Below are 23,951 nucleotides of genomic sequence, written 5' to 3'. Positions count from 1 at the left end.
TCAGTATCAGTACTGATGAGCTGTCGCGTGGTTACCAAAACCGATCTGGGTCACGTTGACAGTCGAGTTGGAAGCAGTCTGGTCTACGAGTGCACCGTTAAAGCCGCCGGACTGGCTAACGTTCATAACGGATTTTTTACTGTTCCACTGATCAAGTGTCGCACTGTTGCCAAAACCTTTCTGGGACAGGTTGATTTTACTATCATCAGAACCCTGACCAACGTCAGCGCCGTTACCGCCACCTTTCTGGCTAATATTCAGGACAGAATTTCTGGCGTCTGTCTGCAGAGCTACCGCTGAGTTACCGCCACCGTCCTGATAAATATTCAGGGTGGAATTTGGGCCACTGTATCCGCCATGACCATGTCCATGACCCCAGCCGCCCTGATTAATAGAACCCGCCATAGCACTACCAGAAACTACGATTGCTGCAAGCGCTGCCACTTTGAGAAATTTCATGGTAAACCCCCATCGGATTGATTAAAGTCGTCGCCAACGCGCTAATGTTGAATAACGTTAATCGCCATTTGCGACTGTTTCTGCACTACAACTGCGGTTTTCTGCGTACCGTACTGCGTAATATTTGCTCTATTACCCGACCCTTTCTGGATAATTTTCGCGCTATTACCGTATCCATCTTGCGTAATACCTGCATCATTCGCGTTACCGCTCTGATCGATCCAGGCAATATTGTAACCCCCTGATTGATCAACTCTCGCTCTGTTACCTACCCCATCCTGGGATACAATGGATAAGAGTCTTGAACCGTCCTGGCTAACCTCAGCGTTATTGAAAACGCCCCGTTGACCAATAATGGCTGCCTGATTTAGTGATGAAAGACTTAATTCGTTAACCGCAAAGTTATATTCAGAATTTGCCAAATCTGAATTCGCTGCGGTTACAAATCCAGGCGCACCCAGTAATGTAAACATCATAATTAACGATGCGTTTTTCATGTTGTCACCCTGGACCTGGCTATTTAATCGTGCCATAACCCTTTAACAATGTTACTTGTTAAAACGACTCGTATTGTGTTAACGCGTCGTTACGGTGAAGAGTATGTCCGCTGAAACATTTTAAATATCTCACCCACGCGGCTTATTTTTATTTATCGGCTCACCACAAAGTCGTAATTTACCTCAAAAATGACTTTAATCAGGCCAGCTTATATTTTTTATTAAAGGTGTATTACGGAAGGGTTGTACAACGACACGAAGGCTATCCACGCTTCCTCCCGGGTTGTTTAAACGTAACGGCAGGAGAACATTTTTCTCAACGCGTGACACGAAGCCTCTTTTCTTAAGCCAGTCATTCTCTCATTCGTGGGCTTAGAAATCATCTGAAACTCATACTTAATTATCGCTTTACAAAAATAAAAAATGATATTAAAAATCAATCCATTAGAAATATTTGTATGATTTTTAAAATCTGTGCACCTCTATTTATGTGTACAACTTTCTCATCAATTATTGCCATTCCAAACAACCAAATTTCACAAATTAATATTGATTTTTACATCCTGTTACATGTTTAACACTTGCTTTAAACTTCGTAAAAGCTAGATTGAAATTAGATGTACGAAATTGGTTTTATATTTACCTCCCTGTGGAGGTTATGGTCTGATTCTACACACAGCAGTGCAACATCTGTCAGTACTTCTGGTGTCCTCTTTTAAAAGGAGGACAGCTGCCAGGTGCCAAAAAAAAGTGGGGTTTCATCATGTATAATGAAGTCCATAGTTTACATGGTCATACATTACTGTTGATCACAAAACCTTCTTTGCAAGCGACAGCTTTATTACAACATTTAAAGCAATCATTATCACTGAACGGGAAATTGCATAATATTCAACGTTCTTTTGATGATATTGCACCTGGCAGCATCATTCTTTTCGATATGATGGAAGCTGATAAAAAGCTTATCCATTACTGGCAAGATATTTTAAGCAGGAAAAACAATAATATCCGCGTGCTATTGTTGAATACGCCTGATGAATATCCTTTCAGAGATATTGAAAGCTGGCCGCATATCAATGGCGTGTTCTACGTCACGGAAGAAGAAGACCGGGTGGTAGAGGGGCTGCAAGGTATATTGCGCGGAGAGTGTTATTTTTCGCAAAAGCTTGCCAGCTATCTCATCACGCACTCCGGAAATTATCGCTATAACAGCTCAGAGTCAGCCCTGCTCACGCACCGTGAGAAAGAGATCCTGAACAAGTTACGCATTGGTGCTTCAAATATTGAAATCGCCCGTTCGTTATTTATCAGCGAAAATACGGTAAAGACGCACCTTTATAATCTTTTCAAGAAGATAGCTGTGAAAAACCGAACTCAGGCTGTTTCGTGGGCAAACGATAACCTCAGGCGTTAATCACATGAAGCGCACGTTGAGTTGGATCGCCGCAGCGAGTTTCCTGCTCGCTGCCGGGAATCTGAAGGCCGTCGAGGTCGAAGTTCCCGGATTGTTAACAGACCACACTGTCTCATCAGTCGGGCACACTTTTTACCGTGCCTTCAGTGACAAATGGGACAGTACTTACACGGGTAATATAACAATCAACGAGCGGCCCAGTGCACGATGGGGAAGTTGGATAACAATAACGGCTAATCAGAACGTTATTTATCAAACGTTTTTATTCCCGACCAAAATAGACTTCGATAAAAACGTCGTCTTAGCACTGGAACAATCAGAAGACGCTATTAATCGCCTGCAAATAGATAAAGCCCTATTAAGCACCAGCGATTTAGCAAAAGACGAGTTCTAGCGAACCGATATGCGGAGGCTGTCATGCGTATTGCATATGCAGTTGTTTCGATAATGCTGATAACACCCATCAGCTGGGCCGGAAACATGACGTTTCAGTTCCGTAACCCTAACTTTGGCGGTAACCCTAATAACGGCGCGTTCCTGCTGAACGAAGCCCAGGCGCAAAACTCCTATAAGGATCCGAGCTTAAAGGATTTTAGCATTGATACCCCGTCCGCACTGGACAACTTCACTCAGGCCATCCAGTCGCAAATTTTAGGCGGGTTATTGACCAACATTAATACCGGTAAACCCGGCCGGATGGTGACCAACGACTTTATCGTTGATATCGCCAACACGGACGGACAGCTTCAGTTAAACGTAACCGATCGTAAAACCGGAAGAATCTCCACCATTCAGGTTTCCGGTCTACAAAGTAATTCAACTGACTTTTAAACAATAGCTAAATAAGGACAACGATCATGCAGCGCTTCCTGATATTTGTTGCAGTGTGCTTATTGAGCGGTTGTTTAACTGCTCCACCTAAAGAAGCTGCAAAACCTACATTAATGCCTCGGGCCCAGAGTTATCGTGATTTAACGCATTTACCTGCTCCAACGGGGAAAATATTTGTCTCCGTATACAACATTCAGGATGAAACCGGGCAATTTAAACCTTACCCGGCAAGTAACTTCTCCACGGCCGTGCCGCAAAGCGCCACCGCGATGCTGGTTACCGCGCTCAAGGATTCGCACTGGTTTATTCCGCTGGAACGTCAGGGTCTCCAGAACCTGTTGAATGAACGGAAAATCATTCGCGCCGCACAGGAAAATGGTACCGTCGCGGCCAATAACCGAACGCCTCTGGAATCTCTGGCAGCAGCGAACGTGATGATTGAAGGATCGATTATTGGCTACGAAAGTAACGTTAAATCGGGTGGTGCGGGAGCACGTTACTTCGGTATCGGTGCGGATACCCAGTATCAGCTCGACCAAATCGCCGTTAACCTGCGTGTGGTTAACGTCAGTACAGGCGAAGTGCTCTCTTCAGTGAACACCAGCAAAACCATTCTGTCTTATGAAGTTCAGGCTGGGGTATTCCGCTTCATCGATTACCAGCGTTTGCTGGAAGGTGAAATCGGCTACACCTCTAACGAACCGGTCATGATGTGCCTGATGTCAGCTATTGAAACCGGCGTGATCTACTTAATTAACGACGGTATAGACCGCGGGCTGTGGGATCTGCAAAACAAAGCAGACGTGCAGAACCCGATCCTGGTGAAATACCGCGATATGTCAGTCCCTCCCGAATCCTGACAGGAAGCGCATAAAAAAGGCGAGATGATTATCTCGCCTTTTTTTATTCGCTCACTGCCGTGATGTTTTGCGCTTTTCCCCGTCGCGACGCCAGCCAAAGACCGCTGTTTTTCATGGCATAGCCAAACAGCAATCCCAGCGTCAGGGAGGGGACCACCAGCTTCCAGTCACCCAGCCCTGCAAAGGTCGCGCACGCCCCCATAAAGGTCCCCGGCACAAATGAAAGCAGCAGATGCTTAGCCTGGATGCACATTAAAAAGGCAACGACACCCGTCATGACGTACCCCAGCATCTCCAGATGCGGCGCCAGCGCGCTGCCCTTCATGATCACCAGCGCCCAGATAACACCGCTCATCAGCGTGCAGCCAGAGATAAAGAGCCCTTTGACGCCCCCCTGCGGACAGGCGAAATAGGCGGTACAGCCGAGGAACCCGGCCCAGCTGAGCAATCCGAGAGACACGGCCACCCATCCCCAGAGCCCGGAGAGAATACCTGTCGTTATTGCGATACAAAGTAATATGTTCATGGCGCGCATCTTAGCAGAAGCGCGCCATAGAAATGAGATCAGCAGCACATTACGTGCAGGTTTGAATGTTGAGTTGCAGAATTTATGTGACCTGAATCACTCTTCGTTTTCTTCTTCCAGCTCATCCCACATCGCCGCGATAGCATCGCGGGTCAGCGGGGCCAGCGTTCTCCAGAATGGCGAGGCGGCATGCGCTTCGACTTTACCCAGGAATGTCCCGACCCACGGCAGCAGGTACGTTTCGAACAAGGTTTCAATGGCTTCGTTCTCCTCATCACCAGCATTGTCTTCGATCCAGGACGCCGCAAGCAGCAGCGTACCGATATGATCGGCCGGCGTATCGCTCAGCGGCATACCGCGCGTGGAGAGGAACGCGCGGACTTCCGCTTCCGTTGCCCCTTCCTGCCAGGCTGAACGGTATGGCGAAACGCGGCACTCATCGCCGACAAACAGCGCATTGTAGTCCGTCGCGATCTGCTGCATGTCGCAGCTTTTTTGCAGACGTTCCAGTAAATCATCCTGTTCCAGCGGCCAGTTCTGCGCCAGTTTGCCTTCACGAATTAACGTAAAGAGCGGAACCAACAGCGGGTCTTGCGGCTGGCGATAATAGAGCGTACCCAGCACGCGGCAGAGGATGGAAAACTCGTTCATTTTTATGATTCCATTACACAATTAAAGATCGGCAAATTCGGCAATCGGCTCCATTCCGCGCGACTCGAGGAAATCGAGCATGCGGCGTGGGGTCACGTTCAGGATTTGCGCTTCCGGGAAGTTAACATCATTCAGCACTTTCAGGCACTCGCTGAAATCACCCAGCGTAAACGCGGTATGAGAATCTGATCCCAGCGCCACCATGCCACCCGCGTCACGCACGGCGGCCGCCACGTCGCGGCAGTTGGCTTCGCTGCCCTTACGCGAGTGAACAAAGGAGGAGTTATTAATCTCCAGCGCCACGCGGTGCTTCGCTGCCGCCTGCGCGACAGCCTGAATATCAATCGGATACTTCGGGTTACCGGGATGGCTGATAATGTGCACATTGCCGCTGGCAATGGTGGCAATCATCGCCGCGGTGTTGGTGGCTTTATCCTGGGGAGGGAAAACCGGCTCATGGAAGCCGGCGAGGATAAGGTCAAGAGACGTCAGCATCGGGCCGGTGCAGTCGATCTCACCGTCGATATTCTTGATGTTCGCTTCAATACCGCGCAGTATCCCAATGCCGTCCACCAGGCGTGGCCAGATCCGCATATTCACAAAATGCCAGTAGTGCGGCGCATCCGCCATGTCCGGGCCATGATCGGTGATCGCGAACAGCTTGATGCCTTTAAGCTTCGCCTGGGCGATATAATCATGGAGGTTGCTATACGCGTGGGTGCTGGCGACGGTGTGCATATGCAGGTCAACGGGATACATCTCTCTCTCCTCTGCGGTTTCTCCAAAGGATAGCAGTTATCAGCGGCGAATATTAGCAAAAACCCGGCGAACGCCGGGTTTCTCTCAGTAGCCGCGCTGTCTGTCGACCTGTCCGGTGACCGCGTTACCCTTTTCCATTTCGCTGATGGTATGGGATATATACGCCACCGCTTCAGCCGGGCGCGTCACGGCAGCCACGTGCGGGGTCATCGCGACGCGCGGGTGCGCCCACAGCGGGCTTTCCGCGGGCAACGGCTCACGGCTATAGACATCCAGCATGGCGCCTTTGAGCATTCCGCTGTCCAGCGCCTTCAGCAGATCGCCTTCCACGACATGCACCCCGCGCGCCAGGTTCATCAGGTAGCTCTGATCGACGAGCTGATTGAGCAGGGCTTCATTGATGATCCCTACCGTTTCCGCCGTGTTTGGCAGCAGGTTAATAAGCACGCGTGTCTCTTTCAGGAATGCAGGAAGCTCATCCGTTCCGGCAAAACTCTCAACGCCCGGATAGTCCTTGCGGCTGCGGCTCCAGCAGCGCAGCGGGAATCCCCAAGGGGCGAGCGCTTCGGCCACTTTTGAGCCGAGCACACCCGCACCGAGGATGCCGATCGTAAAGTCTTCGCGACGGTAATCCGTAAGCGGTTCCCAGTGGGCCTGCTGTTTAAATAGCTGATAGTCATCGAAGCGACGGAACCAGTGCAGTACCTGGCTCACGGCATACTCCTGCATCTGCTGGCCCATTCCGGTATCTTCCAGGCGGAAAAGGGGGACGTCTTCCGGCAGCATTTCAGGATGTGCCTTCAGTTTGCTCAGAATGGAATCCACGCCGGCTCCCAGGGCAAAAACGGCCTTCAGCTTGCGGCCCTGGAGCATTTCTACCGGAGGATGCCAGACCAGCGCATAGTCAGCATGTTCATTATCGCCACGCTTCCACTCGCGAACGCGTGCGCCTGGTAACGCCGCCGAAAGCGCCTTGATCCAGTATGCCGTATCAAACGTGGGGTGATAGAAAAGTATATCCATAGTCATTCCTGCCTTTTATTGCGCTGATTTATTTTGCTTTTTCACTGGATTGTCAGCATAACAAATTTATAGCGCGACTGTGCTGCTGATAAAAAAGACGCTTTCAGCACATTTAAGAATCATGTTGCCTGAAGTTTGTCTAAACGCGCTAAATTACTGAAAAAGTGAGTTGACGGCAGTTCGGCTTTTCCTTACATTAGCGCCCGTCCCGGCAACAACGGGATGACAATATGGTGAGGTGTCCGAGTGGCTGAAGGAGCACGCCTGGAAAGTGTGTATACGGCAACGTATCGGGGGTTCGAATCCCCCCCTCACCGCCATATTCGAGATGAGAGCTCGTACGAAAGTACGGGCTTTTTTCTTTTGGATCGCACCTGGGGATTCGAACCTTGAGCCTCGCTGCGCTCTTTATGTCGGGTGGCGCTGCGCTTACCCGACCTACAAAAAGCTACTCCTCCACCATCTTCGCATACTCTTCAGTCAGAAAATCCACCAGCGTCCTGACGGACGGCAGCAGGCCGCGCCGCGAAGGATAAACCGCATGAATCACTTCCCGTCGAGGTTCCCATGCGTCGAGCACCCGTACCAGTTCCCCTGACGCCAGCTGGTCCTTGACCATCAAAATCGGCAGCTGCACCACGCCGATGCCTGCCATGGCAGCTTCACGTAGCGCCAGCATATCGGTGGTAATCAATCGGGGGTGGTAATGAATCTCCGCTTTGGCACCTCCGGGACCTGACAGCGCCCATTTATGAATATGTTTCCCCTCGTTCATGCTTAACCCGGGCCAGGCACTGAGTTCAGATGGCACAACGGGTTCGCCCATGCGTTGAATTAAGGCCGGACCGGCGACCAGACAATGCCCCCTGTCAGCCAGCACCCTTAATACCAGGTCGCTGTCATCAAACGGACGCGGGCGTACGCGGATAGCGATATCAACCCCCTCACCCACCAGGTCTACCCGCCGGTTGGTCGCCTCAAGCTGAAGATTGATCCCGGGGTAGCGCGCCATAAATCTGGCCAGCATCGGACCCACGTGGACATGCAACAGAGTTATCGGGCACGTAATTCTGACAACACCGCGCGGTTCAGCCTGCAGTGCCGCAACGGCTTCCTCCGCGGCCTCGGCCTCTACCATCATCGCTTTACAGTGCTGGTAGAAGGTCTGCCCGACCTCGGTCACCGTAAACTGTCGGGTTGTTCGGTGGATAAGCCGCACGCCAAGGCGTTCCTCCAGCTGCGCTATCCGGCGGCTTAGCCTGGACTTTGGCAGATCAAGCGCCCTTCCCGCTGCGGCAAAGCCACCGTAGTCCACCACCTTCACAAACCAGACGAAGTCATTGAGATCCTGCATAAATCCTCATCGTTCCATTTTAAGAACAGTGAATGCCATTTTCACTATCTACCGGGATATTAACTCTGAATATAAGCTAATTACATCAACAGAACATCAGGAGTTAATCATGAAAAACGTAACAGGCGTTTATACCGCTCCCCGCCAGCACTGGGTTGGCGATGGTTTCCCGGTCCGTTCAATGTTCTCCTATCAGACGCACGGCGAGCCGCTGAGTCCGTTCCTGCTGCTGGACTACGCGGGCCCGTACACCTTTCCGGCTGATGGGGCGAAACGCGGCGTAGGTCAACACCCTCACCGGGGTTTTGAAACGGTCACCATCGTCTATTCCGGTGAAGTGGAGCATCGAGACTCCACGGGCAAAGGCGGCGTCATTGGCCCCGGCGACGTGCAGTGGATGACGGCAGGTGCGGGCATTTTGCACGAGGAGTTCCACTCCAGCGCGTTCTCGGAGAAAGGCGGAGAACTAAAAATGATGCAGCTTTGGGTCAACCTGCCGGCCAAAGACAAGATGGCGGCACCGGGCTACCAGAGCATTACGAAGGATGCGATCCCGACCGTGACGCTACCGGACAACAGTGGTTCGCTGCGGGTTATTGCCGGTCGCTACGAGGCTGTAACCGGCCCGGCGCACACCTTCTCACCGCTCAACGTCTGGGATATTGCGCTGAACCAGGGAAGCCACCTGACGCTCAATCAGCCCGAAGGCTGGAGCACCGCGCTGGTCGTGCTTGAAGGCAACATCACGGTAAACGGTACAACGCAGGCGGGTGAAGCTCAGCTGGTCGTATTGAGTCAGGAAGGCGACAAACTGCACCTGGAGGCGAACAGCGATAGCAAAGTGCTGCTGATGGCCGGCGAGCCGCTGAATGAACCCATCGTGGGCTATGGTCCGTTTGTGATGAACAGTAAAAGCGAAATCAACGAAGCTATTCGTGATTTTAACTCCGGCCGCTTCGGCCAGATCTGAACGTAATAAAAGAGAAGATAATGTCTACACCCGCGAATTTTAATGGCGCACGTCCGGTTATTGATGTGAACGATGCGGTGATGTTGCTTATCGATCACCAGAGCGGTCTGTTCCAGACCGTTGGGGATATGCCAATGCCGGAACTGCGCGCCCGTGCGGCTGCGCTGGCAAAAATCGCTACCCTGGCGAAGATCCCGGTGATCACCACCGCGTCCGTCCCACAGGGACCGAACGGACCGCTTATCCCGGAGATCCACGCCAACGCGCCGCATGCGCAGTATGTTGCCCGTAAAGGGGAGATCAACGCCTGGGATAACCCGGAGTTTGTTGCGGCGATGAAAGCGACAGGGCGTAAGACGTTGATTATCGCGGGCACAATCACCAGCGTCTGCATGGCTTTCCCGTCAATCAGCGCGGTGGCGGACGGCTATAAGGTGTTTGCGGTGATTGATGCCTCCGGCACCTACAGCAAAATGGCGCAGGAGATCACCCTGGCACGCGTGATGCAAGCAGGAGTGGTTCCGATGGATACGGCGGCGGTGGCCTCTGAGATCCAGAGAACCTGGAACCGTGAGGACGCAGCCGAGTGGGCTGAGGTGTATACCCACATCTTCCCGGCTTACCAGCTGCTGATCGAAAGCTACGGCAAAGCACAGGAAGTAGTTAAAAACAGCGAAGTGCTCGATTCACAGCGTTAATCCCCTGCTCCATGACGTAAAAACCGTGGAGATGATTAATGCTTAACCGAACAGGCACTAAAGCTGAAAATCTGCTTGACCGTGTTAGCGCAACTCCCTATAGTAGCGCCCCGTTGCCCCCCAAGCGGTCAGGCAGCAAAACAATATGGTGAGGTGTCCGAGTGGCTGAAGGAGCACGCCTGGAAAGTGTGTATACGGCAACGTATCGGGGGTTCGAATCCCCCCCTCACCGCCATATTCAAGATAAGAGCTCGTACGAAAGTACGGGCTTTTTTCTTTTATATTCTCCGAAAAGGGGGGAAAGAGAACCCCCGACCGGGGTTCGACAACTGGCGACAGCCAGTTGGACAGACTGAGAGCGTAGCGAACAGTCTGCCCGCAGGGCGAGCAAAGCGAGTCAATCCCCCCCTCACCGCCATATCTAAAGAAGAGCTCGCATGAAAATGCGAGCTTTTTTTTCGCCCCAAAAGCAGAGCGAGTTTCAGCTAACTTGCAACCAATCTTAAACAAACATTTCACTCTCCAGACACAGTTTATCACCGCTGATAAACTAGGCGGTATCCCCCCTGGAGAGCAGAAGGTTATTGTCATGCAATATGAAGAACAGCAGCTAATCAACGGCCTTTTCGAACGTCTGAAACAGACCGGACAACAAAACAGCCAACGGGATGCAGATGCAGAGCGTCAGATCGCGGAATTCGTCAGACAGCAGCCTGCGGCCCCCTACTATATGGCGCAATCGATTTTGATTCAGGAAGCGGCGCTGAAACGCCTACAGGCTCGGGTTCAGGAGCTTGAAAGCGAATTAGCCGCGCAAAAAAGCAAACCCTCGACGGGCGGCAGTTTCCTCGGCGGCCTGTTTGGTGGCGGGAAAAGCAACCCGCAGCCGGACAACAGCTGGAATGCCCAGCAGCAACCACCACCGGCGCAGGATTATTCACGGGCGGCAGCACCGGCTTCGGCTCCTCGCGGCGGCAGTTTTATGGCAGGCGCGCTGCAAACAGCCGCTGGCGTGGCCGGTGGCGTCGTGCTGGCCGAGATGCTGACCAGTATGTTCCATCAGTCGCGGCCGGAAGAGATCGTGAACATCATCGAAGAACCGACAACGCCCGCCGGTAATGAGCCGTTTATTGGTAATCAATACGGCGACTTTAATAATGTCTCTGACACCCGCTTCCTCAACCAGGACGATCCCTTCGGCAATAATAACGACACCTGGCAGAACGACGATGCAGATGACGACTACAGCGATGATGACGACAGTTTTATTTAACGACGTTAACTAAAGTGGCTTTAAACATACAAGGGAAAAAAACAAAGCCCGGTTTCCCGGGCCTTGAACACAACAGCAAACTCAATAATACGCTTGCAGCGTGCGCTGACAGAGCGCTGAACGCACGCAGTCCTCTTTGGTGAAGCGTACCACCCCAATCATCTCATCTTCCTCAAAACGTGACATGGCGTCGCTCAGCCCGGGTTTCACGCCGGATGGCAGGTCACACTGGGTAATATCGCCGTTAACGATAACCGTCACGTTCTCCCCGAGGCGCGTTAAAAACATCTTCATTTGCGCAGCGGTCACGTTCTGAGCCTCGTCAAGAATGACGACCGCATTTTCAAATGTACGTCCGCGCATATAGGCGAACGGCGCGATTTCCACCTTGCCAATCTCTGGTCGCAGGCAGTACTGCATAAAGGATGCACCCAGTCGCTTCACCAGCACGTCATAGACGGGCCTGAAGTACGGAGCAAACTTCTCCGAAATATCTCCGGGCAGGAAGCCGAGATCTTCATCAGCCTGCAGTACAGGACGGGTAACAATAATGCGCTCCACGTCCTTATGAATCAGCGCTTCCGCCGCTTTGGCTGCACTGATCCAGGTTTTCCCGCATCCGGCTTCACCGGTTGCAAAGATGAGCTGTTTACTCTCGATAGCATTCAGGTAGTGCGCCTGAGCCTCATTGCGCGCCACAATTGGAGAATTATCACGGCTGTCTCGGGCCATGCCAATTGCTTCTACGCCACTCATCTGCACAAGCGAGGTGACCGATTCTTCTTCACGCTGTTTATGGCTACGTGAATCCCGTCTCAGCACACGTTTTGCTTCGCGACGAGCTTTGATCACTGCTTTTTGTCTTCCCATGGATAGCACCTTGAGTTGTTGGTATTCATCACACGCGCCAGCTTCGGCACGATTATGCGCACGAACATCAGAGGGTTGGCTTCCTTGTAAGCCATTGCTTGCTTTATCGGATAACGATACGGAACAGCTACGCGCACCGTTCTGCACGTCGGTCGAATCAGATTCTTGAGGAAGGGGGGAGAATTTAGTGGTGAGGAAATCGCTGCCGGAGTCTGAGCCTCCGCGCCGGGTGCTGCGGTTGTTATGTTTACCTTGTCCAGTACAGGACGCAACCATTCGCGATCTCCATAGTGATTCAGCATCACTGCCGGGAACTACCGCTGTCTTATCTTTAGTACATCAGGAGTTATCATAAATGCAACATTTATTTTACCTGAATGCAACTTTTAAGACTGTCCCTACAGGTGAAATCAGTCTCATATAGAAATATTACAGAAATATAACAGGAGGATAGTCATATGAAAAAATAATGTCCCCGCGAACGGTTGCGGGGACAATTATCAGGCTTCAATAAGACCTTGAGCGAGGTACGCGTTTCGATCGCGCACGCCCGGCAGGGCAAAGAAATAGCCGCCGCCGATAGGCTTAATGTACTCTTCCAGCGCTTCGCCGTTGAGCCGCTTCTGCACGGTCAGGAAGCCTTTCTCCAGATCGTGCTGATAGCAGACGAACAGCAGCCCCATATCAAGCTGTCCGGCGTTGGTCACGCCGAGCGAATAGCTGTAACCACGACGCATCATCAGGCTGGACTGCGTCTCTTTGGTGCGCGGATTGGCCAGACGAATGTGGCTGTCCAGCGCGATGGTATCGCCATTGGGATCGCTGGCGTAGTCGGGCACGTCATGCTCGTTCTTCATGCCGAGCGGCGCGCCGCTTTGCTTATCGCGACCAAAGATCGTCTGCTGCTCCTTGAGCGGCGTGCGATCCCAGAACTCCACGTGGAACTGGATAATCCGTACCGCCTGATAGCTGCCGCCCACCGCCCACGCCGGTTCGCCCTGATCGGCAGTGACCCACACCACCTCCTTCATGAGCGCACCATCATGGCTGTCCGGGTTGGCCGTACCGTCCTTAAAGCCCAGCAGGTTCACCGGGGTCTCTTTCCCTTTACTGCGGGCGGCGTGGTCCGAGATAAACCCTTCCCGCTTCCAGCGCACGCTCAGCAGATCCGGCGTGTGCTTGATGATATCGCGCAGGGCGTGGATCACCGTGTCCTGGGTATTGGCACAAATCTGCAGGAGCAGGTCGCCATGACACAGCGCCGCGTCCAGAGAGTCATTCGGGAAACGCGTCATTTTCTGCAGCGCTTTCGGCTTCTGTTTTGCCAGCCCATAGCGCGCATCAAACAGCGACTCACCGAGCGAAACGGTAATGGTCAGGTTATCCGGGGCGATAAACGGCCCCAGAATGCCGGAGTCCATTGGCGGCAGACGCGGGTTCGGCGTATCGGGTGCCGGTCCGCCGGCGGTGAGAAACGCGATGCGCGTCGTCAGCAGGCGGAACAGACGCTCCAGATCGGCTTTATCGCTGGCCAGCGAATCAAAGGCCACCAGCATCATGGACGCCTGCTGCGGCGTCAGGATGCCCGACTGATGCTCGCCATAAAATGGCTGCGTCTCCATGCGGGCATTGGGTGACAGCGTACCGGGCGCGCTTTGCGGTTTCGCCGCATGCGCTACCGGACAGCCGCCGGCCAGAGCAAGAGCGCCCCCCAGCGCCCCCACCCCTTTTAACAATCGACGACGTGAAGGCTCAACCACGTCGTTCTCGCTATGCTTATTCATCGTGCTTAGTCCAGACCCAATACGCCGCGCAGCAGAGAGAGATCTTCCGCCAGGGCGGTAATCGGGCCTTTCAGCGCGTTACGGTCGGCATCGGTCAGCTTATCGTAGGTTTCAAACCCGTCTTTAGTCCGGTACTTCGCCAGAATGGTGTCGACTTTTTTGAAGTTGGCATCCACTTTAGCCAGCAGTTCGCCGTTCTCTTTCTGCAGCTGAGGACGCAGCAGGTTAACAATTTTCTGCGCGCCGTCGACGTTGGCCTGGAAGTCCCACAGATCGGTATGGCTGTAGCGATCTTCTTCGCCGCTGATTTTACTCGCGGCCACTTCTTCAATCAGGCCGGCCGCGCCGCCCACCACTTTTGACGGCGGGAAGGCCAGCTCGCTGATGCGCTTTTGCAGCTCCAGCACGTCGCCGTTCAGCTGCCCGGCGTATTTCTCCATCCCTTTGGTAGAGTTGTCGCCAAACAGGGCTTTTTCCAGACGGTGGAAACCGGTGAATTTCGGATCGGCGGCCTTCTGCTCGAAATCATCTTCGCGGGCATCAATGCTGCCATCAAGGTCAGAGAACAGTTCAGCAATCGGCTCGATACGCTCGTAGTGCTGACGGGTTGGCGCATACAGGGATTTCGCTTTTTCGATGTCACCGGCCTTCACCGCATCGGTAAAGGCTTTGGTTGCCGCCGCCAGGTCCGCCGTCTCTTTCGTGACATAGGCTTTATACGCCGTAATCGCGTCGCCCAGGCTCAGCACCGCAGCGCCTTTCGCCGCATCGGCCGTCGCTTCACCTTTGACGATAAGCTTCCCTTTAGGGTTGGTCAGCAGGCCGCAGGTCATCTCATACTCGCCCGGCTGCAGGTTGGCGGTCATCTTCTGGCTGAAGCCAGGGGCGATGTTTTCGCGCTCCTCCACCACCAGAACCCCTTTCAGAATCTCCCACTCCAGCGCCTTCTGGCTGTGGTTCTGAATAATGAACTGGGTTTTGCCGCTGTTCACCGTGAGGGTCATCGGCTCACACTGCTTATCATTAACGGTGACTTTAACCTGAGGTACATCCGCGCCCCAGGCGGAGAATGCAGAAGCGAACAGCGCGGCAATGCCTGCGCATAACGCACTACGACGGAACTGAATTGCCATGACTCTTCCCTTTATAAATATGTTGTAACTCAAACAAAAATTATGGCGTAACGCGCGACGCCTGCGTGCCGGTACGCGGCGGCATTGCGAACAGCACCAGCGCCGGAACCAGATAAATAAAGTACATCGCCACTTCGCTGACGCTCGGCGTTTCCTGATAGCCGAAGATACCTTCAAGCAGGGTGCCGGTCAGTGAATGGGTGGAGAGCACGTTGCTGAGGTCAAACGCCACGTCCTGGAAATGGTTCCACAGGCCCGCCTCGTGGAAGGCGCGTATCGCCCCCGCCGCCAGCCCTGCCGCCACCAGCAGAATAAACAGGCTGGTCCACTTGAAGAAGGCGCCCAGGTTCAGGCGAATACCGCCCCAGTAGAGCAGGAAACCGAGCACCACGGCCGTAGCAAGACCCAGCACGGCCCCCAGAGGCGGCCAGATCCCCACGTCCTGCTGAAACGCCGCCAGCAGGAAGAAAACGGACTCCAGGCCTTCACGCGCGACGGCGAAAAAGACCATCATAATGAGCGCCCAGCCGTGGTTATTGCCCTTTTGCAGCGCGTTATCCACCGCCTGCTCCAGCTGCACCTTCACGTTACGGGAGACTTTACGCATCCAGAACACCATCCAGGTAAGGATTACCACCGCAATTACGGCGACGATCCCTTCAAACAGCTCCTGCTCTTTCTGCGGGAACTCCCCGGTGGTTTCGTTGATGAGGATACCGAGGCCCAGACAGAGTGCCGCGGCAAGGAATACCCCGACCCACATGACGCCAATCCAGCGTCCGCGCTGGGTTCGCTTCAGATAACTGGCGATGAGGCTCACGATGAGGGCAGCTTCGAGCCCTTCACGTAACATAATGAGAAATGGAACAAACATGCCGACACCTTAAATGTTTATCGCGGTCAACTGATGCAAAGAAAGGTAAATTCTTGTGATAGTGATTATCATTACGGCGAAAAGAAACACAAGCGAAATGTGTGGTGTTTTGATGACGAGTTGTAAACGCAAAGCCTGTTAATAGTTGCCGACGTTACCGTTAAGTTTATAAGTTATAATAAAATTGCCCATTTACGGTTAACCAGCGCTGTGGCTAAATATCCTTCTCAAAAACCAACTGAAAATAAACCATGTTTAAGATTGTCCATTTCCTGCTGGCGCTGGTGATTATTCTTGCGCTCGCCTGGCTGGTGAGTTTCGACCGCCGAAAAATTCGCATTCGTTATGTTTTACAGCTTATTGTCATTGAGATTGCCCTGGCGTTCTTTTTCCTGCACGCCGAAAGCGGGTTATTCCTGATTAAATACGTCTCGGGATTTTTTGAGTCACTGCTTAAATTTGCCGGTGAAGGGACCAATTTCGTCTTTGGCGGAATGGGGGAAAAAGGGCTGGCGTTCATTTTCCTCGGCGTACTTTGTCCGATTATTTTTATTTCCGCACTGATTGGTATTCTTCAGCACTGGCGGATCCTGCCGATTTTTATTCGGGTCATCGGCACGCTGCTGTCGAAACTGAACGGCATGGGCAAGCTGGAATCCTTTAACGCGGTGAGTTCGCTGATCCTCGGCCAGTCGGAAAACTTCATTGCCTACAAAGGCGTGCTGGGCGATCTCTCCTCGCGTCGTCTCTTCACCATGGCGGCCACGGCCATGTCGACGGTCTCCCTGTCGATAGTCGGCGCCTATATGACCATGCTCGATGCCAAATTTGTCGTCGCGGCGTTGATTCTGAACATGTTCAGCACCTTTATTATTCTCTCCGTCATCAACCCGGCGCGCCCGGAAGCGGAGCCGGATATCAAGCTGGAAAAACTGCACGAATCGCAGAGCTTCTTCGAGATGCTCGGCGAGTATATTCTGGCCGGTTTTAAGGTGGCGATGATTATTCTGGCGATGCTGATTGGCTTTATCGCGCTAATTAGCGCCGTTAACGCCCTCTTCTCCAGCGTATTTGGCATGAGCTTCCAGCAGATCCTGGGTTACGTATTTTATCCCCTGGCGTGGCTGGTGGGGATTCCGCTAAGCGACGCCCTGAACGCGGGCAGTATTATGGCAACCAAGCTGGTGGCGAATGAATTTGTGGCGATGATTGAGCTGCAAAAAATCGCGCATCAGATGTCCCCGCGCGGGCTGGGCATTTTATCCGTCTTCCTGGTGTCGTTCGCGAACTTCGCGTCCATCGGCATTGTGGCGGGGGCGATTAAGGGCCTGAACGAGCAGCAGGGGAACGTGGTGTCGCGGTTTGGTCTGCGTCTGGTGTACGGCGCGACGCTGGTGAGCCTGCTGTCGGCGAGCTTTGCGGGGCTGGTGTTGTAAATGTTTTTGCCCAGCGGCGCTTCGCTTGCACGGGCCTACGATACAGCAACGGCGGGATTTCCCGCCGTTTTTATTAGAACTGCACGCACACCGGCTGGTCGACGCGCATCACCGACTCCTGCGCGAAGCGTGATTTATAAATCCCGCGCAACGCTTCGATGTTCTTATCGCTCTGCGCATCTTTACCGTGGATCAGCATTAATGCTTTGCTGGGTTCGCGCGCCACTTTCCCGTCGTTCCCAAGCCACTGCCCGCGCGCGTCAAACACCGTTAAGCCATCGCGGAAACGCGGCGTCACGTCCTGGTCAACAAACTGCTGCCACTCGTTGCTGGTGATCTGCGCCCCGGCAGGACGATTTAAGCCGAAATAGAGCGTGGTTTGCTGCATCTGGTTATCCGCTTTGCAGGTCTCCACAGCCGCGTGTTGCGATGGCGCCGTGCAGCCAGCGAGAATCAATAATGCTGCTGCCATTACCCCTGTTTTGATTGTCATGCTTCGCTATCCTCATTGTTATAAGCACATGGATATCACAGGAAATTACGGATTTTGGCAAGAAAAAAGCCGGGTGCGCTTGCGCTTACCCGGCCTACGGTACTGCGTGAGAAAATTATTCTGGCTGGAGCTTAGACGGCGGTGCGGAGTGGTAATGCGCGTCGGCTTCCGCAAAGCGTTTCTGCATGGAGGCAGACGGCGCTTTACCCAGCAGGCTGAAGACCACGATGCCGATGCTGCCGAAGATGAAGCCCGGAATGATTTCGTACAGGCCCAGCCACGCGAACTGTTTCCAGACGATAACGGTCACCGCACCGATGATCATCCCCGCCAGCGCGCCGTTACGGGTCATACGCGACCACATGACGGAGAACAGCACTACCGGACCAAACGCCGCACCGAAGCCCGCCCACGCGTAGCTCACGAGGCCCAGCACGCGGTTTTCCGGGTTGGCCGCCAGCGCGATGGCAATCAGCGCTACCAGCAGCACCATAAAGCGCCCTACCCACACCAGCTCTTTCTGGCTCGCGTTTTTACGCAGGAAGGCTTTGTAAAGGTCTTCGGTGATCGCACTGGAGCAGACCAGCAGCTGACAGCTCAGGGTAGACATCACCGCCGCCAGGATTGCGGAGAGCAGAATACCGGCAATCCACGGGTTAAACAGAATTTGCGCCAGCTCGATGAACACGCGCTCGGCGTTCTGGTTGACCGCGCCCGCCTGCGCCGGGTTGTTGTTGAAGTACGCGATGCCGAAGAAGCCGACCGCACACGCCCCCGCCAGACACAGGATCATCCACGTCATGCTGATGCGACGGGCATGAACGATGGTGTGGTGAGAATCCGCCGCCATAAAGCGCGCCAGGATATGCGGCTGACCGAAGTAGCCCAGGCCCCAGCCCATCAGGGAGACGATGGCCACGAAGTTCAGCCCTTTCAGCATGTCGACGTTTTCGATGCTCTTCTGCTTGATCACTTCCAGCGATTCGCCAAAGCCGCCAACGGTGAAAATCACAATCACCGGAGTCAGGATCAGGGCGAAGATCATCAGGCTCGCCTGCACGGTGTCGGTCCAGCTTACCGCCAGGAATCCGCCCACGAAGGTATAGAGGATGGTCGCCGCAGCACCGGCCCACAGGGCGGTTTCGTAGCTCATGCCGAAGGTGCTTTCGAACAGACGCGCGCCGGCCACGATGCCGGAGGCACAGTAGATGGTGAAGAACAGCAGGATAACTACCGCAGAGATAATGCGCAGGATGCGGCTGTTATCTTCAAAACGTCCGGTGAAGTAATCCGGCAGCGTCAGGGCGTTGTTGTTGGCCTCGGTATGCACGCGCAGACGGCCTGCCACCAGCTTCCAGTTGATCCACGCGCCGACGGTCAGGCCGATGGCGATCCAGCTTTCAGAGATACCGGAGATAAAAATCGCGCCGGGCAGCCCCATCAGCAGCCAGCCGCTCATGTCGGAGGCGCCCGCAGAGAGTGCGGTCACCATTGGGCCTAAACTGCGTCCGCCCAGAATGTAGTCGTCAAAGTTCTTTGTAGAACGCCACGCCAAAAACCCTATCAGGATCATGCCAAAAATATAAACGAGAAATGTCACCAGCATCGGTGTGCTAATAGCCATTCAAATTCTCCAAAATGTCGAGCGACAACCATCCGGGCTGCCTTGTTATATGATCACCGGAACGAGGTGAATGTATCTTGTGTTTCGGTTGGGCGCGCTATCCTGCCGTATGCGCCTTCCGCTGACAAACGATTTAACACTGCATTTACATCAATTTCATCCCCGGTTTGATACGAGTTTCCTATAGGTTGCACTCGCTCACGCTTTTACGGGTTGCACCTTTGAAAAGTGTTAACTCCCGCATAAAAACAGGCTTCCCGTACAAAAGCCAGCGCGTTTTTCCGGCTAACCATTCATTAACAATCCATTCATTTTCCGGGTTGCAAACCAGGTCACATTTAACACGGTTGCACAAAGTTGCAACATGGTGGATATTTCACGCTATCTATAGAACGCTATTACAGAACAACAGGAGCTTTGGCATGGGTATGACCACCATGGGGGTTAAGCTGGATGACGCAACCCGCGAACGGATTAAGACCGCAGCAACCCGCATTGACCGCACGCCGCACTGGTTAATCAAGCAGGCGATTTTTAACTATCTCGAAAGACTCGAGAGCGATGAGGGCCTGCCGGAGCTGCCTGCCCTGCTGGCCGGCGCGGCGAATGAAAGCGAAGAAGCCCCGGCCGCTGGCGACGAGAACCATCAGCCGTTCCTTGAATTTGCCGAGCAGATCCTGCCGCAGTCCGTCAGCCGTGCCGCCATTACCGGCGCCTGGCGCCGTGCCGAAACCGACGCCGTGCCGATGCTGCTGGAGCAGGCCCGCCTGCCGGAAGCCATTGCCGCACAGGCGCACAGCCTGGCGTATCAGTTAGCCGACAAGCTGCGCAACCAGAAAACCGCCACCGGCCGCGCCGGGATGGTTCAGGGTCTGCTGCAGGAGTTTTCCCTCTCCTCTCAGGAAGGCGTGGCGCTGATGTGCCTCGCGGAAGCGCTGCTGCGTATTCCGGATAAAGCCACCCGCGACGCGCTGATCCGCGACAAGATCAGCAACGGCAACTGGCATTCCCACATTGGCCGTAGCCCGTCGCTGTTCGTCAACGCCGCCACCTGGGGCCTGCTGTTTACCGGCAAACTGGTCTCCACCCATAACGAAGCCAACCTCTCCCGCTCCCTGAACCGCATCATCGGCAAGAGCGGCGAGCCGCTGATCCGTAAAGGCGTGGACATGGCAATGCGCCTGATGGGCGAGCAGTTCGTCACCGGGGAAACCATTGCCGAAGCGCTGGCGAACGCCCGCAAGCTGGAAGATAAAGGTTTCCGCTACTCGTACGACATGCTGGGCGAAGCGGCCCTGACCGCCGCCGACGCGCAGGCCTATATGGTCTCTTACCAGCAGGCGATCCACGCCATCGGTAAAGCGTCCAACGGTCGCGGCATTTATGAAGGCCCGGGCATCTCCATTAAGCTTTCCGCCCTGCACCCGCGCTACAGCCGCGCGCAGTACGACCGGGTGATGGAAGAGCTCTACCCGCGCCTGAAGTCCCTGACTCTGCTGGCACGCCAGTATGATATCGGCATTAACATCGACGCCGAAGAGGCCGACCGTCTGGAGCTCTCCCTCGACCTGCTGGAAAAACTGTGCTTCGAGCCGGAGCTGGCGGGATGGAACGGCATCGGTTTCGTTATTCAGGCCTACCAGAAGCGCTGCCCGTTCGTCATTGATTACCTGATTGACCTGGCAAGCCGCAGCCGTCGTCGCCTGATGATCCGCCTGGTGAAAGGGGCCTACTGGGACAGCGAAATCAAACGCGCCCAGATGGAAGGGCTGGAAGGCTACCCGGTCTATACCCGCAAGGTCTACACCGACGTCTCTTACCTCGCCTGTGCGAAAAAGCTGCTCGGCGTGCCGAACCTGATCTATCCGCAGTTCGCTACCCACAACGCCCACACCCTGGCGGCGATCTACAGCCTGGCCGGGCAAAACTACTACCCGGGCCAGTACGAGTTCCAGTGCCTGCACGGCATGGGTGAACCGCTGTACGAGCAGGTCACCGGTAAAGTGGCGGACGGCAAGCTGAACCGCCCATGCCGAATCTATGCTCCGGTGGGAACGCACGAAACCCTGCTGGCGTACCTGGTGCGTCGTCTGCTGGAAAACGGCGCGAACACCTCCTTCGTTAACCGCATCGCCGACACCACGCTGCCGCTGGACGAGCTGGTGGCCGATCCGGTGCAGGCCGTTGAGAAGATGGCGTCGCAGGAAGGCCAGGTTGGCCTGCCGCATCCGAAGATTGCCCTGCCGCGCGAGCTGTACGGCAAAGGCCGCGTCAACTCGGCGGGTCTGGATCTCGCCAACGAACACCGTCTGGCGTCCCTCTCCTCTGCCCTGCTCAACAGCGCGCTGCAGAAGTGGCAGGCCAAACCGATGCTGGAGCAGCCCGTTGCAGACGGCGAAATGCAGCCGGTGATCAACCCGGCCGAGCCGAAGGATATCGTCGGCTACGCGCGTGAAGCGACCGAAGCGGAAGTGGATCAGGCGCTGGACAGCGCGGTGAACAACGCCCCTATCTGGTTTGCCACGCCGCCGCAGGAGCGCGCAGCGATTCTGGAGCGTGCGGCGGTGCTGATGGAAGATCAGATGCAGTCGCTCATCGGCATTCTGGTGCGCGAGGCGGGTAAAACCTTCAGCAACGCGATTGCCGAAGTGCGCGAGGCGGTAGACTTCCTGCACTACTACGCCGGTCAGGTGCGCGATGATTTCGATAACGAAACTCACCGTCCGCTGGGTCCGGTCGTCTGTATCAGCCCGTGGAACTTCCCGCTGGCGATCTTCACCGGCCAGATTGCCGCCGCGCTGGCCGCAGGCAACAGCGTTCTGGCAAAACCAGCAGAGCAGACCCCGCTGATTGCCGCGCAGGGCATCAACATTCTTCTGGAAGCCGGCGTGCCGGCGGGCGTGCTTCAGCTGCTGCCGGGACGTGGTGAAACGGTCGGTGCCAAACTGACCTCCGACAACCGCGTGCGCGGCGTGATGTTTACCGGTTCGACCGAAGTGGCGTCGCTGCTGCAGCGCAACATTGCCACCCGTCTGGATGCGCAGGGTCGCCCTACGCCGCTCATCGCGGAAACCGGCGGGATGAACGCCATGATCGTTGACTCCTCCGCGCTCACCGAGCAGGTGGTGGTCGACGTGCTGGCCTCCGCGTTCGACAGCGCCGGTCAGCGCTGCTCCGCCCTGCGCGTGCTGTGCCTGCAGGACGACGTGGCGGACCACACGCTGAATATGCTGCGCGGCGCGATGGCCGAGTGCCGCATGGGCAACCCGGGCCGTCTCACCACCGACATCGGACCGGTGATTGACGCGGAAGCCAAAGCCAACATCGAAAACCACATTCAGACCATGCGCGCGAAAGGCCGTCCGGTGTTCCAGGCGGTGCGCGAGAACAGCGAAGATGCCCGCGAATGGCGGACCGGCACCTTTGTGCCGCCAACGCTGATTGAGCTGGCAAGCTTCGACGAGCTGAAAAAAGAGGTCTTCGGCCCGGTGCTGCACGTGGTGCGCTACAACCGTAACAACCTGAACGAGCTGGTTGAGCAGATCAACGCCTCCGGCTATGGCCTGACGCTCGGCGTGCATACCCGTATCGACGAGACCATCGCCCAGGTCACCGGCAGCGCCAAAGTGGGCAACCTGTACGTTAACCGCAACATGGTTGGCGCGGTCGTGGGCGTGCAGCCGTTCGGCGGTGAAGGCCTCTCCGGCACCGGTCCGAAAGCGGGCGGTCCGCTCTACCTGTACCGTCTGCTGGCGAACCGTCCGGAGAACGCTCTGGGCGTCACCCTGGCACGCCAGGATGCGGAGTATCCGGTGGATGCGCAGCTGAAAACCGTACTGACCCAGCCGCTGGAGGCGCTGATCGCCTGGGCGGAAAAACGCCCTGAACTGCGTGCCGTTGCCCAGCAGTACGGCGAGCTGGCGCAGGCGGGCACGCAGCGTCTGCTGCCGGGTCCAACCGGCGAGCGCAACACCTGGACGCTGATGCCGCGCGAGCGCGTGCTGTGCGTGGCCGATAACGAGCAGGACGCGCTGGTGCAGCTGGCCGCCGCCATGGCAACCGGCTGTGAAGTGCTGTGGCCGGAAGATGCCCTGCATCGCGATCTCGCCAAACAGCTGCCGAAAGCGGTCTCGGCCCGCATTCGCTTTGCGAAAGCCGATAACCTGCTGACCCAGCCGTTTGATGCGGTAATTTATCACGGTGATTCCGACCAGCTGCGCGAACTGTGCGAGCAGGTTGCGGCCCGCAGCGGCGCCATCGTTTCCGTGCAGGGCTTTGCGCGCGGGGAAACCAACCTGCTGCTGGAGCGTCTGTACGTTGAGCGCTCGCTCAGCGTCAACACCGCGGCGGCAGGCGGTAACGCCAGCCTGATGACAATAGGCTAACGCTGTGCTAATAAGGCTCCGGAGACGGAGCCTTATT

Annotated in this window: 22 protein-coding genes and 2 tRNA genes; 11 read left to right on the top strand and 13 right to left on the bottom strand. The window is 55.1% G+C overall.

The genetic code is table 11. The annotated features are described in order from the left end of the window. Positions 1-6: 6 nt before the first annotated feature. Positions 7-459 carry a curli major subunit CsgA gene (gene csgA, locus UTM25_RS09800; protein WP_023311110.1) on the bottom strand — a complete coding sequence of 151 codons (453 nt, stop codon included), beginning with the start codon at positions 457-459 and terminating at the stop codon, positions 7-9. Between the two features lie 41 nt (positions 460-500). Continuing rightward, positions 501-956 carry a curli minor subunit CsgB gene (gene csgB, locus UTM25_RS09795; protein ID WP_029739999.1) on the bottom strand — a complete coding sequence of 152 codons (456 nt, stop codon included), beginning with the start codon at positions 954-956 and terminating at the stop codon, positions 501-503. 763 nt (positions 957-1,719) lie between these two features. Between csgB and csgD the strand changes: the two genes are divergently transcribed. Genes csgD through csgG form a run of 4 tightly spaced genes read left to right on the top strand, consistent with a single transcriptional unit; the run spans position 1,720 to position 4,061 of the window. Further along, positions 1,720-2,370, top strand: a complete 651-nt coding sequence (csgD, locus tag UTM25_RS09790; protein WP_021240790.1) for a biofilm master transcriptional regulator CsgD — start codon at positions 1,720-1,722, stop codon at positions 2,368-2,370. Between the two features lie 4 nt (positions 2,371-2,374). Next, positions 2,375-2,764, top strand: coding sequence for a curli production assembly/transport protein CsgE (gene csgE / locus UTM25_RS09785; RefSeq protein ID WP_045401843.1), 390 nt, complete (start codon positions 2,375-2,377; stop codon positions 2,762-2,764). 23 nt (positions 2,765-2,787) lie between these two features. Further along, complete coding sequence (csgF, locus tag UTM25_RS09780) at positions 2,788-3,201, top strand: curli production assembly/transport protein CsgF (protein WP_023311106.1); 414 nt, start codon at positions 2,788-2,790, stop codon at positions 3,199-3,201. 26 nt (positions 3,202-3,227) lie between these two features. Beyond that, complete coding sequence (csgG, locus tag UTM25_RS09775) at positions 3,228-4,061, top strand: curli production assembly/transport protein CsgG (RefSeq protein ID WP_024908984.1); 834 nt, start codon at positions 3,228-3,230, stop codon at positions 4,059-4,061. A 43-nt stretch (positions 4,062-4,104) separates the two neighbouring features. Here the strand turns inward: csgG and UTM25_RS09770 are convergent, their stop codons facing one another. From UTM25_RS09770 to ghrA, 4 genes are all read right to left on the bottom strand, one after another. Continuing rightward, entirely contained in the window at positions 4,105-4,587 is a 483-nt protein-coding gene (locus UTM25_RS09770; protein ID WP_194400060.1) for a DUF1097 domain-containing protein, read from the bottom strand. A 96-nt stretch (positions 4,588-4,683) separates the two neighbouring features. Further along, positions 4,684-5,238: a molecular chaperone gene (locus UTM25_RS09765; protein WP_194400058.1), complete on the bottom strand. Its 555-nt coding sequence runs from the start codon at positions 5,236-5,238 to the stop codon at positions 4,684-4,686. Between the two features lie 21 nt (positions 5,239-5,259). After that, positions 5,260-5,997: a phosphatase gene (locus UTM25_RS09760; RefSeq protein ID WP_194400056.1), complete on the bottom strand. Its 738-nt coding sequence runs from the start codon at positions 5,995-5,997 to the stop codon at positions 5,260-5,262. An 84-nt stretch (positions 5,998-6,081) separates the two neighbouring features. Then, positions 6,082-7,020: a glyoxylate/hydroxypyruvate reductase GhrA gene (ghrA, locus tag UTM25_RS09755; protein ID WP_194400054.1), complete on the bottom strand. Its 939-nt coding sequence runs from the start codon at positions 7,018-7,020 to the stop codon at positions 6,082-6,084. 232 nt (positions 7,021-7,252) lie between these two features. Here ghrA and UTM25_RS09750 point away from each other — a divergent pair. Next, a tRNA-Ser gene (locus UTM25_RS09750) sits at positions 7,253-7,340 on the top strand. 128 nt (positions 7,341-7,468) lie between these two features. Here UTM25_RS09750 and UTM25_RS09745 read toward each other — a convergent pair. Next, positions 7,469-8,374, bottom strand: a complete 906-nt coding sequence (locus tag UTM25_RS09745) for a LysR family transcriptional regulator (RefSeq protein ID WP_063439161.1) — start codon at positions 8,372-8,374, stop codon at positions 7,469-7,471. 109 nt (positions 8,375-8,483) lie between these two features. Between UTM25_RS09745 and UTM25_RS09740 the strand changes: the two genes are divergently transcribed. The 4 genes from UTM25_RS09740 (at position 8,484) to UTM25_RS09725 (ending at position 11,315) form a co-directional block, all read left to right on the top strand. Next, a complete protein-coding gene (locus tag UTM25_RS09740; protein ID WP_194400052.1) occupies positions 8,484-9,344 on the top strand; it encodes a pirin family protein in 861 nt (286 codons plus the stop codon). Positions 9,345-9,364: 20 nt separating this feature from the next. After that, positions 9,365-10,042 (top strand): isochorismatase family protein, encoded by a 678-nt coding sequence (locus UTM25_RS09735; protein WP_194400050.1) that lies wholly within the window; start codon positions 9,365-9,367, stop codon positions 10,040-10,042. Between the two features lie 147 nt (positions 10,043-10,189). Then, positions 10,190-10,277: transfer RNA gene (locus UTM25_RS09730), tRNA-Ser, on the top strand. A gap of 354 nt (positions 10,278-10,631) precedes the next feature. Then, positions 10,632-11,315, top strand: coding sequence for a DUF2076 domain-containing protein (locus UTM25_RS09725; protein ID WP_194400049.1), 684 nt, complete (start codon positions 10,632-10,634; stop codon positions 11,313-11,315). A gap of 81 nt (positions 11,316-11,396) precedes the next feature. Here the strand turns inward: UTM25_RS09725 and phoH are convergent, their stop codons facing one another. The 4 genes from phoH to efeU form a co-directional block, all read right to left on the bottom strand. Beyond that, a complete protein-coding gene (gene phoH / locus UTM25_RS09720) occupies positions 11,397-12,185 on the bottom strand; it encodes a phosphate starvation-inducible protein PhoH (RefSeq protein ID WP_194400048.1) in 789 nt (262 codons plus the stop codon). A 500-nt stretch (positions 12,186-12,685) separates the two neighbouring features. Further along, positions 12,686-13,969 (bottom strand): iron uptake transporter deferrochelatase/peroxidase subunit, encoded by a 1,284-nt coding sequence (gene efeB, locus UTM25_RS09715; RefSeq protein ID WP_194400047.1) that lies wholly within the window; start codon positions 13,967-13,969, stop codon positions 12,686-12,688. A gap of 5 nt (positions 13,970-13,974) precedes the next feature. Beyond that, positions 13,975-15,102, bottom strand: coding sequence for an iron uptake system protein EfeO (efeO, locus tag UTM25_RS09710; RefSeq protein WP_194400046.1), 1,128 nt, complete (start codon positions 15,100-15,102; stop codon positions 13,975-13,977). Between the two features lie 40 nt (positions 15,103-15,142). Next, positions 15,143-15,976, bottom strand: coding sequence for an iron uptake transporter permease EfeU (gene efeU, locus UTM25_RS09705; RefSeq protein WP_023327085.1), 834 nt, complete (start codon positions 15,974-15,976; stop codon positions 15,143-15,145). Between the two features lie 251 nt (positions 15,977-16,227). On the opposite strand from efeU, the gene UTM25_RS09700 reads away from it, so the two are divergent. Further along, positions 16,228-17,412 carry a NupC/NupG family nucleoside CNT transporter gene (locus UTM25_RS09700; RefSeq protein WP_063439643.1) on the top strand — a complete coding sequence of 395 codons (1,185 nt, stop codon included), beginning with the start codon at positions 16,228-16,230 and terminating at the stop codon, positions 17,410-17,412. Positions 17,413-17,485: 73 nt separating this feature from the next. On the opposite strand, the gene UTM25_RS09695 is transcribed toward UTM25_RS09700, so the two are convergent. Next, positions 17,486-17,905 carry a DUF3574 domain-containing protein gene (locus tag UTM25_RS09695; protein ID WP_194400045.1) on the bottom strand — a complete coding sequence of 140 codons (420 nt, stop codon included), beginning with the start codon at positions 17,903-17,905 and terminating at the stop codon, positions 17,486-17,488. A gap of 115 nt (positions 17,906-18,020) precedes the next feature. Beyond that, the gene (gene putP, locus UTM25_RS09690) at positions 18,021-19,529 is read right to left on the bottom strand and encodes a sodium/proline symporter PutP (protein WP_194400044.1); all 1,509 of its coding nucleotides are present in this window, start codon (positions 19,527-19,529) and stop codon (positions 18,021-18,023) included. Positions 19,530-19,951: 422 nt separating this feature from the next. Here putP and putA point away from each other — a divergent pair, with 422 nt between their 5' ends. Beyond that, entirely contained in the window at positions 19,952-23,914 is a 3,963-nt protein-coding gene (gene putA / locus UTM25_RS09685) for a trifunctional transcriptional regulator/proline dehydrogenase/L-glutamate gamma-semialdehyde dehydrogenase (RefSeq protein WP_194400043.1), read from the top strand. Positions 23,915-23,951 lie beyond the last annotated feature (37 nt).

Source organism: Enterobacter sp. 61D5, from assembly GCF_034107965.1.
Taxonomy (GTDB): Bacteria; Pseudomonadota; Gammaproteobacteria; order Enterobacterales; family Enterobacteriaceae; genus Enterobacter; species Enterobacter cloacae_M.
This window is presented reverse-complemented; position numbering and strand designations above follow the sequence as displayed.